The 15692-nt window shown below is 52.5% G+C and carries 17 protein-coding genes, 2 tRNA genes and 2 other RNA genes; 11 read left to right on the forward strand and 10 right to left on the reverse strand.

Features of this window, described 5'->3' with window-relative positions; genetic code table 11:
- The first annotated feature begins 1 nt into the window (after position 1).
- From efeB to ACOT0L_RS07560, 3 genes are all read left to right on the forward strand, one after another.
- The gene (gene efeB / locus ACOT0L_RS07550; RefSeq protein ID WP_022647691.1) at positions 2 to 1285 is read left to right on the forward strand and encodes an iron uptake transporter deferrochelatase/peroxidase subunit; all 1284 of its coding nucleotides are present in this window, start codon (positions 2 to 4) and stop codon (positions 1283 to 1285) included.
- A 499-nt stretch (positions 1286 to 1784) separates the two neighbouring features.
- Positions 1785 to 2576: a phosphate starvation-inducible protein PhoH gene (gene phoH / locus ACOT0L_RS07555; protein WP_185806743.1), complete on the forward strand. Its 792-nt coding sequence runs from the start codon at positions 1785 to 1787 to the stop codon at positions 2574 to 2576.
- 419 nt (positions 2577 to 2995) lie between these two features.
- Positions 2996 to 4501, forward strand: a complete 1506-nt coding sequence (locus ACOT0L_RS07560) for an alanine/glycine:cation symporter family protein (RefSeq protein WP_022647693.1) — start codon at positions 2996 to 2998, stop codon at positions 4499 to 4501.
- A gap of 213 nt (positions 4502 to 4714) precedes the next feature.
- Here ACOT0L_RS07560 and ACOT0L_RS07565 read toward each other — a convergent pair.
- The 4 genes from ACOT0L_RS07565 to ACOT0L_RS07580 form a co-directional block, all read right to left on the reverse strand.
- Positions 4715 to 4852: non-coding RNA, RtT sRNA (locus ACOT0L_RS07565), on the reverse strand.
- A gap of 45 nt (positions 4853 to 4897) precedes the next feature.
- Positions 4898 to 4985 (reverse strand) — tRNA-Ser (locus ACOT0L_RS07570).
- A gap of 137 nt (positions 4986 to 5122) precedes the next feature.
- A complete protein-coding gene (locus tag ACOT0L_RS07575) occupies positions 5123 to 5800 on the reverse strand; it encodes an isochorismatase family protein (protein WP_003858068.1) in 678 nt (225 codons plus the stop codon).
- A 20-nt stretch (positions 5801 to 5820) separates the two neighbouring features.
- Positions 5821 to 6681, reverse strand: coding sequence for a pirin family protein (locus ACOT0L_RS07580; protein WP_126502935.1), 861 nt, complete (start codon positions 6679 to 6681; stop codon positions 5821 to 5823).
- 109 nt (positions 6682 to 6790) lie between these two features.
- Here ACOT0L_RS07580 and ACOT0L_RS07585 point away from each other — a divergent pair, with 109 nt between their 5' ends.
- Positions 6791 to 7696, forward strand: coding sequence for a LysR family transcriptional regulator (locus ACOT0L_RS07585; protein ID WP_023299771.1), 906 nt, complete (start codon positions 6791 to 6793; stop codon positions 7694 to 7696).
- A 62-nt stretch (positions 7697 to 7758) separates the two neighbouring features.
- Here the strand turns inward: ACOT0L_RS07585 and ACOT0L_RS07590 are convergent.
- Positions 7759 to 7895: non-coding RNA, RtT sRNA (locus tag ACOT0L_RS07590), on the reverse strand.
- A 44-nt stretch (positions 7896 to 7939) separates the two neighbouring features.
- A tRNA-Ser gene (locus tag ACOT0L_RS07595) sits at positions 7940 to 8027 on the reverse strand.
- Between the two features lie 229 nt (positions 8028 to 8256).
- Between ACOT0L_RS07595 and ghrA the strand changes: the two genes are divergently transcribed.
- From ghrA to ACOT0L_RS07615, 4 genes are all read left to right on the forward strand, one after another.
- On the forward strand, positions 8257 to 9195 hold the full coding sequence (ghrA, locus tag ACOT0L_RS07600; RefSeq protein WP_126502934.1) for a glyoxylate/hydroxypyruvate reductase GhrA: 939 nt from the start codon (positions 8257 to 8259) through the stop codon (positions 9193 to 9195).
- Between the two features lie 84 nt (positions 9196 to 9279).
- Positions 9280 to 10017, forward strand: a complete 738-nt coding sequence (locus tag ACOT0L_RS07605; RefSeq protein WP_063849343.1) for a phosphatase — start codon at positions 9280 to 9282, stop codon at positions 10015 to 10017.
- A gap of 19 nt (positions 10018 to 10036) precedes the next feature.
- Positions 10037 to 10591 carry a TorD/DmsD family molecular chaperone gene (locus tag ACOT0L_RS07610; RefSeq protein ID WP_045307924.1) on the forward strand — a complete coding sequence of 185 codons (555 nt, stop codon included), beginning with the start codon at positions 10037 to 10039 and terminating at the stop codon, positions 10589 to 10591.
- Between the two features lie 96 nt (positions 10592 to 10687).
- A complete protein-coding gene (locus tag ACOT0L_RS07615) occupies positions 10688 to 11170 on the forward strand; it encodes a DUF1097 domain-containing protein (RefSeq protein ID WP_221765948.1) in 483 nt (160 codons plus the stop codon).
- 42 nt (positions 11171 to 11212) lie between these two features.
- On the opposite strand, the gene csgG is transcribed toward ACOT0L_RS07615, so the two are convergent.
- Genes csgG through csgD form a run of 4 tightly spaced genes read right to left on the reverse strand, consistent with a single transcriptional unit; the run spans position 11213 to position 13560 of the window.
- Positions 11213 to 12046, reverse strand: a complete 834-nt coding sequence (csgG, locus tag ACOT0L_RS07620; protein WP_023299773.1) for a curli production assembly/transport protein CsgG — start codon at positions 12044 to 12046, stop codon at positions 11213 to 11215.
- A gap of 26 nt (positions 12047 to 12072) precedes the next feature.
- On the reverse strand, positions 12073 to 12489 hold the full coding sequence (gene csgF / locus ACOT0L_RS07625) for a curli production assembly/transport protein CsgF (protein ID WP_003858054.1): 417 nt from the start codon (positions 12487 to 12489) through the stop codon (positions 12073 to 12075).
- A gap of 26 nt (positions 12490 to 12515) precedes the next feature.
- On the reverse strand, positions 12516 to 12905 hold the full coding sequence (gene csgE, locus ACOT0L_RS07630) for a curli production assembly/transport protein CsgE (RefSeq protein ID WP_003858052.1): 390 nt from the start codon (positions 12903 to 12905) through the stop codon (positions 12516 to 12518).
- Between the two features lie 4 nt (positions 12906 to 12909).
- Positions 12910 to 13560 (reverse strand): biofilm master transcriptional regulator CsgD, encoded by a 651-nt coding sequence (csgD, locus tag ACOT0L_RS07635; RefSeq protein ID WP_006809293.1) that lies wholly within the window; start codon positions 13558 to 13560, stop codon positions 12910 to 12912.
- Positions 13561 to 14303: 743 nt separating this feature from the next.
- On the opposite strand from csgD, the gene csgB reads away from it, so the two are divergent.
- From csgB to csgC, 3 genes are read left to right on the forward strand one after another with little or no spacing between them, the layout of a single operon-like run.
- Complete coding sequence (gene csgB, locus ACOT0L_RS07640) at positions 14304 to 14759, forward strand: curli minor subunit CsgB (RefSeq protein ID WP_023299774.1); 456 nt, start codon at positions 14304 to 14306, stop codon at positions 14757 to 14759.
- A 39-nt stretch (positions 14760 to 14798) separates the two neighbouring features.
- Complete coding sequence (gene csgA, locus ACOT0L_RS07645) at positions 14799 to 15254, forward strand: curli major subunit CsgA (RefSeq protein ID WP_003858043.1); 456 nt, start codon at positions 14799 to 14801, stop codon at positions 15252 to 15254.
- 56 nt (positions 15255 to 15310) lie between these two features.
- On the forward strand, positions 15311 to 15643 hold the full coding sequence (gene csgC / locus ACOT0L_RS07650; RefSeq protein ID WP_032624493.1) for a curli assembly chaperone CsgC: 333 nt from the start codon (positions 15311 to 15313) through the stop codon (positions 15641 to 15643).
- Positions 15644 to 15692: the final 49 nt, after the last annotated feature.

Raw genomic sequence — 15692 nt, forward strand, 5'->3', positions numbered from 1 at the left:
GATGAACAAGCATGATGAGTACGACGTGGCGGAACCTTCCCGACGTCGGTTGTTAAAAGGGGTAGGGGCGCTGGGCGGCGCGTTTGCCCTGGCGGGCGGCTGTCCGGTGGCGCATGCGGCAAAACCGCAAAGTGCCCCCGGCACGCTCTCCCCGGATGCGCGTATGGAAACGCAGCCGTTTTATGGTGAGCACCAGGCAGGAATCCTGACGCCGCAGCAGGCCTCGATGATGCTGGTGGCTTTCGATTCGCTGGCGAGTGATAAGGCTGACCTTGAGCGTCTGTTCAGGCTGTTGACCACGCGCATTGCCTTCCTTACGGCGGGCGGTCCGGCACCGGAAACACCGAATCCGCGCCTGCCGCCGATGGATTCCGGGATCCTCGGGGCGTTTATCGCTCCCGATAATCTGACCATCACCGTGTCGGTGGGGGAATCGCTGTTTGATGATCGCTACGGTCTGGCGAAGCAGAAGCCGAAAGCGCTGCAAAAAATGACGCGATTCCCGAATGACTCTCTCGACGCGGCGTTGTGCCACGGCGATCTGCTGTTGCAGATCTGCGCCAATACCCAGGATACGGTGATCCACGCCCTGCGCGATATCATCAAGCACACCCCGGATCTGCTCAGCGTGCGCTGGAAGCGGGAAGGTTTTATCTCTGACCACGCCGCGCGCAGTAAAGGGAAAGAGACGCCGGTCAACCTGCTGGGCTTCAAAGACGGTACCGCCAACCCGGACAGCAGCAATACCGTGTTGATGAAAAACGTGGTCTGGGTGACGGAGGATCAGGGCGAACCGGCCTGGGCGGTGGGTGGCAGCTATCAGGCGGTGCGTATCATTCAGTTCCACGTGGAGTTCTGGGACCGCACGCCGCTGAAAGAGCAGCAGACGATCTTCGGCCGCGATAAGCAAACCGGCGCACCGCTCGGCATGAAGCACGAGCACGATGAACCCGACTACGCCCGCGATCCGAACGGAGATGTCATCGCGCTGGACAGCCATATTCGTCTCGCTAATCCTCGCACCAAAGAGACCCAGTCCAGTCTGATGATGCGCAGGGGCTACAGCTACTCGTTGGGGGTGACCAATTCCGGTCAGCTTGATATGGGACTGCTGTTTGTCTGCTATCAGCACGATCTGGAGAAAGGGTTCCTCACCGTGCAGAAGCGGCTCAACGGTGAAGCGCTGGAGGAGTACATCAAGCCCATCGGCGGCGGCTATTTCTTTGCCCTGCCCGGCGCGCGTGACGCGAAGACCTGGCTCGCTCAGGGTCTGATAGAAGCCTGATAATCGTCCCTGCGACAGTTCGCGGGGACATTATTTTTCCATATGACTATCTTGTTGTTATATTTCTGTAATATTCATATATGAGACTGATTCCGCTGCAGGAGCAGTCTTAAAGGTTGCATCTAGGTAAAATAAATGTTGCATTTATGATAATTCCTGATGTACTTAAGATAAGACAGCGGTAGTTCCCGGCAGTGATACTGACTCACTATGGAGATCGCGAATGGTTGCGTCCTGTACTGGACAAGGTAAACACATCAACCGCAGCACCCGGCGCGGAGGCTCAGACTCCGGCAGCGATTTCCTCACCACAAAATTCTCCCCTCCACCTCTAAATACGATTTCTACCGACGTGCATAACGGTGCGCGTAGCCGTTCTGTATCGTCATCCGGTAATGCAAGCAATGGCTTACAAGGAAGCCAACCCTCTGATGTTCGTGCGCATAATCGTGCCGATGCTGGCGCGTGTGATGAATACCAACAACTCAAGGTGCTATCCATGGGAAGACAGAAAGCAGTGATCAAAGCTCGTCGCGAAGCAAAACGTGTGCTGAGACGGGATTCACGTAGCCATAAACAGCGTGAAGAAGAATCGGTCACCTCGCTTGTGCAGATGAGCGGCGTAGAATCCATTGGCATGGCGCGGGACAGCCGCGATACATCGCCAATAGTGGCGCGGAATGAAGCTCAGGCGCACTACCTGAATGCTATCGAGAGTAAACAGCTCATCTTTGCAACCGGGGAAGCCGGATGCGGGAAAACCTGGATCAGTGCCGCCAAAGCGGCGGAGGCGCTGATTCATAAGGACGTGGAAAGGATCATCGTTACCCGTCCGGTACTGCAAGCGGATGAAGATCTGGGCTTCCTGCCTGGCGATATTTCTGAGAAGTTTGCCCCGTACTTCAGGCCCGTCTATGACGTGCTGGTGAAGCGGTTGGGCGCTTCCTTTATGCAGTACTGCCTGCGACCAGAGATTGGCAAGGTGGAAATCGCGCCGTTCGCCTATATGCGCGGACGTACATTTGAAAATGCGGTCGTTATTCTTGACGAGGCTCAGAACGTGACCGCTGCGCAAATGAAGATGTTTTTAACGCGCCTCGGGGAGAACGTGACGGTTATCGTCAACGGCGATATTACCCAGTGTGACCTGCCGTCGGGCGTGAAGTCTGGCCTGAGCGATGCCATGTCACGTTTTGAGGAAGATGAGATGATAGGGGTGGTCCGCTTCACAAAAGAGGACTGCGTCCGCTCAGCGCTGTGTCAACGAACGCTGGAAGTGTACTCCGACTAAGATCATTTCACATTTTAAGTCATTTCTTCCCGGCGTCATGCCGGGAAGCTTCTTTTATTCCCTCTGTTCGCATGGCTTTTTTTAAATCATATTTATTTCCTATAGCATTCAACGGGATTTACGCACCGTTTTGCGGTAATAATAATATTACTGTTAATTTGCCGCGAACGCTTTTTATACAGGTCGCAAAAATGTGATATGTATTTACAATACCCACAAAATACCTGTGAATATAATGATCGCGCTAATTGTTAGGTGAAAATTAAACGTGAATGTTGTCACAGAACATGACTAAGCAGTAAAAATTAAGTTGGTGTCTTTTGGGTAATTATCTATGTTTCGTACTTGTTCAAATTAAATTCTAAGAAGAAACACACCAGGGGATCGTTTCCTCTGGAACATCACGCTGAGGGTCATACATGAACGAACTGGTTAGTGCAATTAACGGTGTTATCTGGAGCCCTGCGTTAATATTTTTATGTCTGGGTGTCGGTCTCTATTTCTCTCTGCGTAGTCGTTTTCTGCAATTACGTCATATAAAACATATGATTACCCTGATGTTTCAGGGCGGGGCTACCGATGCCGGCGTATCATCGTTTCAGGCGTTGACGATGACGCTGGCGGGTCGCGTAGGGACAGGGAATATCGCCGGTGTGGCGACCGCCATTACCTTTGGTGGCCCCGGTGCGCTTTTCTGGATGTGGGTAGTGGCATTTTTAGGCGCCAGCTCTGCTTTTGTTGAATCCACGTTAGGTCAGGTTTATAAAGAAAAAATTAACGGCGAATATCGTGGGGGACCTGCCTTTTATATTGAAAAAGGGTTGGGGGTGAAGTGGTACGCATGGTTATTTGCTATTGTGACCATTTTCTCCTGCGGCTTATTACTTCCGGGCGTACAGGCAAACTCAATTGCCGCCAGCCTGGACATTGCCTTCGGTCTTAACCCAAACGTTACGGCGGCAATACTGGCTGTACTGTTAAGCTTCATTATTTTCGGTGGTGTAAAAAGGATCGCCAGCTTTAGCAGTATGGTCGTTCCGTTTATGGCGCTCGGCTATATTATTGTTGCCTGCGTTATTATCGCGATCAATATTGAAAAACTGCCTGCTGTTATCCTGCTGATCTGGAAAAGTGCTTTTGGCCTTGAAGCGGGATTTGGCGCTATTCTGGGCCAGGCTATCATGTGGGGCGTTAAACGCGGCGTCTATTCCAACGAGGCGGCGCAGGGCACCGGGCCACATGCATCCTCGGCAGCAGCCGTAAGTCATCCGGTGAAACAAGGGCTGGTTCAGGCGTTCTCCGTATATATCGACACGCTGTTTGTCTGCTCCGCGACCGGGTTTATGCTGTTGATCACCGGGCTTTATAATGTTCAGGGCGTCGACGGCGCAGCCCTTTATACCGGTATTGCAGGCGTGGCGGCGGGTCCTGGCTATGTGCAGACAGCGATGGAAAGTATGATGCCGGGCTTTGGTAATTACTTTGTCGCCATTGCGCTATTCTTCTTTGCCTTCACCACCATCATTGCCTATTACTATATCGCTGAAACCAATATCGCCTACATCAACCGTAAAATTCACCGTCCGTGGCTGACATTCCTGCTTAAATTATGTCTGATGGCTTCCACGGTATATGGCACAATCCGCACCGCGGATCTGGCATGGGGATTAGGGGATATCGGGGTAGGGCTGATGGCCTGGCTCAACATTATTGCCATTGTCCTCTTGCATAAAAAAGCCTTTGCCAGCCTGAAGGATTATGAAACCCAGAATGCGCAGGGAATTGATCCACAGTTTGATCCGGTTCGGCTTGGGATTAAAAATGCGGATTACTGGCTGGGGGAGCGCAGAGATGAAGAGGGGGGATTGCCGGGGCAGGTTTCTTCTCCTGAAGGAAAGCAGCCGGCGGGGAAGTTGAATAACTGAGGAATAGTTTAAAACGGGCCCGTGCTTATGCGCGGGCTTTTTTTATGGGTGAGGCGGTATCACCCGCACCGGCGGGGATTGACTCGCTTCGCTCTCAGTCTGTCCAACTGGCTGCGCCAGTTGTCGAACCCCGGTCGGGGGTTCTCATCCCCCCGCAGACGTGCAACATGCGAAAAAAAAGCCCGCATTTTCATGCGAGCTCTTCTTAAAATATGGCGGTGAGGGGGGGATTGACTCGCTTCGCTCGCCCTGCGGGCAGCCTGTTCGCTATGCTCTCAGTCTGTCCAACTGGCTGCCGCCAGTTGTCGAACCCCAGTCGGGGGTTCTCATCCCCCCCTTTTCGGAGAATATAAAAGAAAAAAGCCCGTACTTTCGTACGAGCTCTCATCTTAAATATGGCGGTGAGGGGGGGATTCGAACCCCCGATACGTTGCCGTATACACACTTTCCAGGCGTGCTCCTTCAGCCACTCGGACACCTCACCATATTGTTTTGCTGCCTGACCGCTTGGGGGGCAACGGGGCGCTACTATAGGGAGTTGCGCGAAAGCGGTCAAGCAGATTTTCTCCATTCGTGCCTGTTCGGTTAAGCCTTAATCAGCTTATGGCGCACCGCGCAGGATCAACGCTGCGAATCGAGCACTTCGCTGTTTTTCACGACGTCCTGCGCTTTGCTGTAACTTTCGATCAGCAGCTGGTAGGCAGGGAAGATGTGTGTGTACACCTCTGCCCATTCTCCCGCATCTTCACGGTTCCACGTGCGCTGGATCTCTGAGGCCACTGCCGCTGTGTCCATCGGTACCACGCCTGCCTGCACCACGCGCGCCAGGGTGATCTCTTGCGCCATTTTGCTGTAGGTGCCGGAGGCATCAATCACCGCAAACACTTTATATCCGTCCGCCACCGCGCTGATGGACGGGAAGGCCATGCAAACGCTGGTAATCGTCCCCGCGATAATCAGCGTTTTGCGTCCGGTGGCTTTCACCGCCGCCACGAACTCCGGATTATCCCAGGCGTTGATCTCACCCTTGCGTGCCACATACTGTGCGTGCGGCGCATTGGCGTGGATCTCCGGGATAAGCGGGCCGTTCGGTCCCTGTGGAACCGACGCCGTGGTGATCACCGGGATCTTCGCCAGCGAGGCGATCTTTGCCAGCGCTGCTGCACGAGCGCGCAGCTCAGGCATTGGCATGTCTCCAACAGTCTGGAACAATCCGCTCTGGTGATCGATAAGCAGCATAACGGCATCATTGACGTCAATAACGGGACGTGCACCGTTGAAGTTTGCAGGGGTAGACATAATGCGCTCCTTTATTACGTTTAGATTTGGCCAAAGCGGCCGGAGTTGAAATCGCGAATAGCTTCGGCGATTTCGGTTTTACTGTTCATCACAAACGGGCCATAGCCCACGATGGGTTCATTCAGTGGCTCCCCGGCCATCAGCAACACTTTGGCATCGCTGCTGGCTTCGAGATGCAGCTTGTCGCCGCTCTGACTCAGCACGACCAGCTGCGCCTCACCCGCAGGCGTGGTGCCGTTCACTGTCACGCTGCCCTCAACAACAACCAGCGCCGTGCTCCAGCCTTCGGGCTGATTGAGCGTCAGGTGGCTGCCCTGGTGCAGCGCGAGATCCCATACGTTAAGCGGTGAGAAGGTATGCGCCGGGCCGGTTACCTCTCCAAAGCGGCCAGCAATCACGCGCATTGTTCCGCTGTTATCCGGCAGGGTGACCACCGGGATATCCGCCTGAGTGATGCGCTGGTAGCCAGGCGTCGCCATTTTGTCTTTAGCGGGCAGGTTGACCCACAGCTGCATCATTTTCAGTTCACCGCCTTTCTGCGAGAACGCGCTGGAGTGGAACTCCTCGTGCAAAATGCCTGCGCCTGCCGTCATCCACTGCACATCGCCTGGACCAATAACGCCGCCTCTGCCGGTGGAATCACGGTGCTCAACTTCGCCTGAGTAGACGATGGTCACCGTTTCAAAACCGCGATGAGGATGCTCGCCCACGCCGCGTTTTGCGCCATCCGCCGGGAAGGTATGTGGTCCGGCGTAGTCAAGCAGCAGGAACGGGCTCAGCGGTTCGCCGTGCGTCTGGTAAGAAAACATTGAACGAACCGGAAAACCATCACCGACCCAGTGCGGACGAGGTGCGGTATACACGCCTGTTACGTTTTTCATGATTAACTCCTGATGTCCTGTTGATGTAATTAGCTTATATTCAAGGTTAATATCCCGGTAGATAGCAAAAATGACATTCACTGTTCCTTAAATAGAACAATGGGGGCGTATGCAGGATCTCAATGATTTCGTATGGTTTGTGAAGGTGGTGGAGCATGGCGGCTTTGCGGCGGCGGGGCGGGCGCTCGATCAGCCAAAGTCGAAACTGAGCCGTCGGATTGCGCAGCTGGAAGAACGCCTGGGTGTTCGGTTGATACAACGTACCACGCGGCAGTTTGCGGTGACTGAAGTGGGGCAGACGTTCTATCAGCACTGTAAAGCCATGCTGGTGGAGGCTGAAGCTGCGGAGGAGGCGGTGGCTGCTTTACAGGCTGAGCCGCGCGGTATGGTCAGGATCACTTGCCCCGTAACCCTATTGCACGTTCACGTGGGGCCCATGCTGGCGAGGTTTATGGCGCGCTATCCGGGGATCAACCTCCAGCTTGAAGCCACCAACCGCCGGGTCGATCTGGTGGGGGAGGGGGTGGATGTGGCGATCCGCGTTCGTCCGCGCCCGTTTGATGACAGCGATTTGGTATTAAGGGTGCTGGCGGACAGGGGACACTGTCTGGTTGCCGGGCCGACACTGATTGAACGGATGGGCAACCCGGCGATGCCCTCTGAACTCAGCGAATGGCCGGGTTTAAGTATGGGCGCTGGTAAACACCTGCATAAATGGGAGCTGAGCGGGCCGGAGGGGGCGAAAGCAGACATTCACTTCACGCCGCGCCTGGTGACTACCGATATGCTGGCGCTGCGGGAGGCAGCGATGGCGGGCGTGGGCGTGGTACAGTTGCCCATTTTGATGGTGAAGGATCAGCTGGCTTCAGGTGAGCTTGTTCGGGTGCTGAACGCGTGGGAGCCAAGACGGGAAGTGATTCACGCAGTATATCCTTCCCGGCGCGGTTTACTGCCGTCGGTCAGGACGCTGGTTGATTTTCTAACCGAAGAATATGCCCGGATGGTGGAGGAGTAACGTTTCCAGGGGACAACTGAATGCGAGCACCTAACTATCCCCTCTCCCCTCCGGGGAGAGGGTTAGGGTGAGGGGGGGATTGACTCGCTTCGCTCGCCCTGCGGGCAGCCTGTTCGCTTCGCTCTCAGTCTGTCCAACTGGCTGCGCCAGTTGTCGAACCCCGGTCGGGGGTTCTCATCCCCCCCTTGCGGAGAATATATAAGAAAAAAGCCCGTACTTTCGTACGAGCTCTCGTCTTGAATATGGCGGTGAGGGGGGGATTCGAACCCCCGATACGTTGCCGTATACACACTTTCCAGGCGTGCTCCTTCAGCCACTCGGACACCTCACCATATTGTCATCCCGTTGTTGTCGGGACGGGCGCTAATGTAAGGAAAAGCCGTACTGCCGTCAACCCACTTTTTCAGTAATTTAGCGTGTTTAGACAAACTTCAGGCAACCTGATTTCGAAATGTGCGAAAAGCGCCTCTTTTATCAGCAACGCGGTTTAGCGATAAATTTGTTATGCTGACAAGCCAGTTGAAAATGAAAATAAAACAGCGCACTAAAAGGCAATGACTATGGATATTATCTTCTATCACCCCACTTTTGATACGGCTTACTGGATTAAGGCGCTCACGGCGGCACTGCCTGGCGCACGCGTTCGCGAATGGAAACAGGGCGATAATGAACATGCCGACTACGCGCTGGTCTGGCATCCCCCGGTCGAAATGCTACAGGGACGCCGTTTGAAGGCGGTGTTTGCTCTTGGTGCGGGGGTGGATTCCATTCTCAGTAAGCTGAAGGCTCACCCTGAAATGCTGCCGGAAGATATTCCCCTGTTTCGTCTGGAAGATACCGGTATGGGGGAGCAGATGCAGGAATACGCCGTAAGCCAGGTGCTGCACTGGTTCCGCCGCTTCGACGATTATCAGGCGTTTAAACAGCAATCCCACTGGGAACCGCTCCCGGATTATCAGCGTGAAGATTTCACCATCGGCATCCTCGGGGCGGGTGTGCTGGGTTCGAAAGTCGCCGAAGCGCTCGCCCCGTGGGGCTTCCCACTGCGCTGCTGGAGCCGGAGCCGTAAGGATTATCCGGGCGTCGAGAGCTTTGCCGGATTGGACGAACTCCCGGCGTTCCTGAAAGGGACACGCGTTCTCATTAACCTGCTGCCGAATACGGCGGAAACGGTCGGCATTATCAATGGCACGCTCCTCAACCAGTTGGCAGAAGATAGCTACTTAATGAACCTGGCGCGCGGGGTACACGTTGTGGAAGACGATCTGCTGAAAGCGCTGGATAGCGGTAAACTGAAAGGCGCAATGCTGGATGTGTATAGCCGCGAACCGCTGCCGACAGACAGCCCGCTCTGGGCACATCCGCGCGTGGCGATGACGCCCCATATTGCGGCCGTGACGCGACCGGCGGAGGCCGTGGCGTATATCTCGCATACCATCAGCGAAATAGAGAGGGGCAATGCGGTGACCGGACAGGTAGACAGACAGCGAGGCTACTGAGAGAAACCCGGCGTTCGCCGGGTTTTTGCTAATATTCGCCGCTGATAACTGCTATCCTTTGGAAAAACCGCAGAGGAGAGAAAGATGTATCCCGTTGACCTGCATATGCACACCGTCGCCAGTACCCACGCTTACAGTAACCTCCATGATTATATCGCTCAGGCGAAGCTGAAAGGCATCAAACTGTTTGCGATAACCGATCACGGTCCGGATATGGCGGATGCGCCGCACTACTGGCATTTTGTGAATATGCGTATTTGGCCACGTCTGGTTGACGGTATCGGGATACTGCGAGGCATCGAAGCGAACATCAAAAATACCGACGGTGAAATTGACTGCACCGGCCCGATGCTGACCTCGTTAGATCTGATCCTCGCCGGCTTCCACGAGCCGGTCTTTACGCCCCAGGATAAAGAGACCAACACCGCGGCGATGATTGCCACCATTGCCAGCGGCAATGTGCACATTATCAGCCACCCGGGAAATCCGAAATACCCGATCGATATTCAGGCCGTGGCACAGGCCGCAGCGAAGCACCGCGTGGCGCTGGAGATCAACAACTCCTCGTTCGTGCATTCGCGTAAGGGCAGTGAGGCCAACTGCCGCGACGTTGCGGCGGCCGTGCGTGACGCGGGCGGAATGGTGGCGCTGGGCTCTGATTCACACACGGCCTTCACGCTGGGTGATTTTAGCGAGTGCCTGAAAATATTGCGGGACGTGAATTTCCCGGAAGAACAGATCCTGAACGTCACGCCGCGTCGTATGCTCGACTTCCTTGAGTCGCGCGGTATGGCGCCGATTGATGAATTTGCCGATCTTTAATTAATAACGGAATAAAAACATGAATGAGTTTTCCATCCTTTGCCGCGTGCTGGGCACCTTATATTACCGCCAGCCGCAGGATCCGCTGCTGGTTCCGCTGTTTACCCTGATTCGTGAAGGTAAACTGGCGCAGAGCTGGCCGCTGGAACAGGATGAGTTGCTGGAACGCTTGCAAAAAAATTGCGATATGCAGCAGATTTCAACGGATTACAACGCGCTGTTCGTGGGGGAAGAATGTCGCGTGTCGCCGTATCGTTCTGCCTGGCAGGAAGGTGCGACCGAAGCGGAAGTTCGGGCGTTTCTTTCAGAACGCGGCATGCCGTTGACGGATATGCCTGCCGATCATATCGGTACCCTGTTGCTGGCGGCCTCATGGATTGAAGATAAAGCAGGTGATGATGAGAATGAGGCGATTGAAACCCTGTTCGAAACGTATCTGCTGCCGTGGGTCGGAACCTTCCTGGGTAAAGTTGAAGCCCACGCCACCTCTCCGTTCTGGAGAACGCTGGCTCCGCTGACGCGTGACGCTATCGCTGCCATGTGGGATGAGCTGGAAGAAGAGAGTGAAGAGTGATTTAAATCACAAAAATCCTGCAACGATACATTTCAACTTGCACGTAACGTGCTTCTGATCTCATTTCTAGGGTGCGCATCTGCTAAGATGCGCACCATGAACATATTACTTTGTATTGCAATCACGACTGGCATCCTCTCCGGCCTCTGGGGTTGGGTGGCGGTATCTCTCGGTTTGTTGAGCTGGGCCGGTTTTCTTGGCTGCACGGCCTATTTCGCCTGTCCGCAGGGTGGTTTTAAAGGGCTCTTTATTTCAGGCAGCACGTTACTGAGTGGCGTGGTCTGGGCGCTGATCATTATGAAGGGCAGCGCGCTGGCGCCGCATGTGGAAATCCTGGGGTACGTCATGACTGGTATTGTGGCTTTCCTGATGTGCGTTCAGGCAAAACATCTGCTGTTGTCCTTTGTGCCCGGCACGTTCATGGGTGCCTGCGCGACCTTTGCAGGCCAGGGGGACTGGAAGCTGGTGGTCCCTTCGCTCATGCTGGGATTACTGTTTGGCTACGCTATGAAGAACAGCGGTCTCTGGCTTGCAGCCCGACGCGAGAAGAGCCAGAGCGTTCCTGTGGTAAGTAAATAAAAAAAGGCGAGACGAAAATCTCGCCTTTTTATACGCCGCCAATCATGACTCCGGCGGAACCGACATCTCACGGTATTTCACCAGCACCGCATTACTCACGTCACTTTTATTCTGAAGATCCCACAAGCCGCGATCGATGCCGTCATTAATCAGGAAAATCACCCCGGTTTCGATGGCCGACATCAGACACAGCATGACCGGCTCGTTAGAGGTATAGCCAATTTCAGCCTCCAGCAAACGCTGGTAGTCGATAAAGCGGAATACCCCCGCCTGCACTTCATATGAGAGAATCGTTTTGCTGGTGGTCACGGAGGATAAAATTTCACCCGTGCTCACGTTAACCACGCGCAGGTTGACGGCAATTTGATCCAGCTGATACTGCGTGTCGGCCCCGATACCAAAGTAACGGGCACCCGCGCCGCCCGATTTCACGTTACTTTCGTAGCCGATAATCGAGCCTTCCACCATGATATTGGCTGCGGTGAGAGACTGTAGCGGCATGCGGTTATTGACGCCAACGGTACCATTCTCCTGTGCAGCACGAATGATTTTTCGTTCGTTAAGCAGGTTTTGCAGCCCCTGGCGTTCCAGCGGGATAAACCAGCGCGAATCTTTCAGGGCGGTAACCAGCATCGCGGTGGCGCTCTGCGGTACGGCCGTGGAGAAGTTACTGGCCGGATACGGTTTGAACTGGCCCGTCTCATCCTGAATGTTATAGACCGAGACGAATATCTTCCCGGTAGGGCCCGGCAGATGCGTCAGATCCCGATAGCTCTGGGCACGGGGCATTAGGGTGGGTTTAGCGGCTTCTTTTGGCGGGGCAGTTAAACAACCGCTTAATAAGCACACTGCAACTAAAATAAAAAAGCGCTGCATGATAATTGTCCTTATTTCGGGGTTGTTTAGAAATCAGTTGAACTGGTCTGCAAACCGGAAACCTGGATTGTCGACGTCTTACCGGTTTTTCGGTCTGTCACATTTAACTGAAGCTGCCCGTCTTTATTGGCAATATCGACGATAAAGTCATTAGTGACCATCCGGCCGGGTTTTCCGGTATTAATGTTGGTTAATAAGCCACCTAATATTTGCGACTGGATGGCCTGAGTAAAATTATCCAGAGCTGACGGGGTCTCGATACCGAAATCATCGTCATAGCTGGGGTCTTTATAGGAATTTTGAGCCTGCGCCTGGTTAAGCATAAAGGCTCCGTTATTCGGGTTGCCGCCAAAATTAGGGTTGCGGAACTGGAAGGTCATATTTCCGGCCCAACTCAACGGCGCAATGAGCATTAACGAAATCACTGTGTGTGCGAGACGCATTACAGCCTCCGAAATAGGTGTCGTTGCTAGAACTCATCTTTTGCTAAATCGCCTGTGCTCAAAAGGGCTTTATCTAACTGTAGGCGGTTAATAGCTTCTTCGGTTTGTGCCAGTGCGAAAGCGACGTTCTGATCGAAGTCTCTTTTCGTTGGGAATAAAAAAGTCTGGTAAATAACGTCCTGATTAGCGGTTATTGTGATCCAGCTTCCCCACCGCGCACTGGGCCGTTCGTTGATGGTTAAATTACCCGGATAATCGCTTTCCCACTTATCGCTGAAGGCCCGATAAAAATCGTGTCCGACAGAGGTGACGGTGTGGTCGGTCAACAGTCCAGGAACTTCCACCTCAACAGCCTGAAGGTTTCCGGCAGCAAGCATAATGCCTGCGGCGGCAATCCAACTTAGGGTGCGTTTCATGCTATTAACGCCTGAGGTTATCGTTTGCCCACGACACCGCCTGCGTGCGATTTTTAACAGCTATCTTTTTGAAAAGATTATAAAGATGCGTCTTAACCGTATTTTCGCTGATAAATAACGAACGGGCGATTTCAATATTTGAAGCACCAATACGCAGTTTGTTCAGGATCTCTTTCTCACGGTGCGTCAGAAGGGCCGATTCCGAACTGTTATAGCGATAATTTCCGGAGTGGGTAATGAGGTAGCTGGCCAGTTTTTGCGAGAAATAACACTCCCCCCGCAATATGCCCTGCAAACCCTCCACGACACGGTTTTCTTCTTCTGTAACGTAAAACACGCCGTTAATATGCGGCCAGCTCTCAATTTCGCGGAAAGGATACTCATCAGGCGTATTCAATAACAATACGCGGATATTATTGTTTTTCCTGCTTAAATTATCTTGCCAGTAATGGATCAGTTTTTTATCCGCTTCCATCATATCGAGAAGAATGATGCTGCCAGGAGCGATATCATCAAAAGAACGTTGAATGTTATGAAGTTTCCCGTTAAGTGACAGGCATTGTTTTAAATGCTGCAATAACGCTGTCGCTTGTAAGGAAGGTTTTGTGATCAACAATAATGTATGACCGGGTAAGCTATGGACTTCATTAAACATGATGAAACCCCACGTTATTTATGACACCCGGCAGTTGCCCTCGTATTATTGAAAAGGGCACCAGAAGTACTGCAGGTGTGGCACTGCTGTGTGTAGTTAAAAAACCTTCCTCCAAAGGAGGCGGTAAAATTAAAAACAAATAACGTACTGCTGTTTTCAATCTAGCTATTGCAAACTTTAAAGCAAGTGTTAATCGTGTAACAGAATGTAAAATTCGATATTTATTTGTGTATTTTGCAGGGGTAATAGATTTTAAGATAAGGGGAAAGTTGTACAGGTGTATAAACGTGCACAGATTTTAAAAACCACACGGCATATTATAATGAGTTGTATTATCTGGTTTTTTATTATTGTAAGCCAGCCGGTAAAAAGTATGAACTCTGCTAAAAACATAAGACTTCCCTAAGCCGGAATTTTTTCTTAAGAAAACTTGCTTCGTGTCACGCGCGTGACAAAGGGCATTGTCGTTTTTGTCTGAAGAAGCCGGTACAGGTTGGACAGCCTGTCTCGCTGTTGTACAAGCGCAGGAAGTCATTTTTGGTTTCTGCTTTAGGCGAGTATCCCGTCGTTTCAGGCGAGATTTACGACTTTGAGGTGAAGGGGAATATAAAAATAAGGCGCACGGGTGAGATATTAAACATGTTTCGGCAGACATACTCTTTTCCGTAACGCGGCGTTAACAAAACGAATCGCGTTAACGGAGTAAGGAATACCTTTTTTATAGCCAGGTCCAGGGTGACAGCATGAAAAACAAAACGTTGTTTATGATGTTTACATTACTGGGTGCGCCTGGGTTTGTAATCGCAGGTGATTCAGATTTAGCCAGTTCTGAATATAATTTTGCGATAAATGAATTAAGTAAAGCTTCATACAATCAGGCAGCCATTATTGGTCAACAGGGTTCAGGAAATAATGCTGATGTACGCCAGGGCGGTTCTAAATTGCTGTCCGTTATTTCCCAGGAGGGCGGGAATAACCGCGCGAATGTTGATCAGTCAGGGACGTATAACCTTGCTTATATCGATCAGACCGGCAACGGCAACGATGCGAGTATTAAGCAGGGCGCTTTTGGCAACACCGCCATGATTATCCAGAAAGGCTCGGGTAACAGGGCGAATATAACGCAGTATGGTACGCAGAAAACAGCAGTTGTAGTACAGAGACAGTCGCAAATGGCTATTCGCGTTATTCAACGCTAGCGATGTGTGACGCCTTAATCAATCCGATGGGGGTTTACCATGAAACTTTTCAAAGTGGCAGTTATTGCAGCAATCGTAGTTTCTGGCAGTGCTTTCGCAGGTGCGGTACCACAATTTGGCGGCGGTCACGGTGGTGGCTGGGGTGGCGGCAATAACGGCCCTGACTCAACCCTGAGCATTTACCAGTACGGCGGCGGTAACTCCGCGCTTGCTTTGCAGACGGACGCCCGAGATTCTGAATTGACCATTACCCAGCATGGTGGTGGTAACGGCGCAGATGTTGGCCAGGGCTCTGATGACAGTTCTATCGATCTGCTGCAAAAAGGCTTTGGTAACAGCGCCACCATCGACCAGTGGAATAGCAAAGACTCTGTTATCAACGTGAAACAGTTCGGCGGCGGCAACGGCGCAGCGGTAGACCAGACAGCGTCCGGCTCAACGGTGACTGTGCACCAGGTTGGCTTCGGCAACAACGCGACCGCACACCAGTACTGATTCATTTCTGTACCAAAAAACAGGGCATCCGCCCTGTTTTTTTTCGGGAGGATCTCATGAGCACCTTCATTCTCCTTGCCGCGCTTGCCAGCCAGATAACGTTCAGTACCTCACAGCAGGCAAATGTGACAACCATTATTCCTCAGGTCACGCTGGCAGACGCCTGCGAATGTCAGGTTGAGGTGTTATCTGTCCGACAGGGGCAGGGGGGACAAAGTACATCGCGGCAGAAAAATACTCTTTTTATACCCGCTAATCAGCCGATTGATTTAACGCGAATCAGTTTAAATATTCGCTCAGGGGATGCGGTAAAAATAATCGTCACCGTTTCCGATGGAAAATCGCTTCATTTATCACAGCAGTGGAACGCATCGGCAAGTACGCTTTAATCATTCATAAAATCAATGATTTAATAAAGTGGCGGCGCTGCACAGGTAA

It is taken from the genome of Enterobacter cloacae complex sp. XAL002, from assembly GCF_049236805.1.
In the GTDB taxonomy this organism is placed as follows: domain Bacteria; phylum Pseudomonadota; class Gammaproteobacteria; order Enterobacterales; family Enterobacteriaceae; genus Enterobacter; species Enterobacter intestinihominis.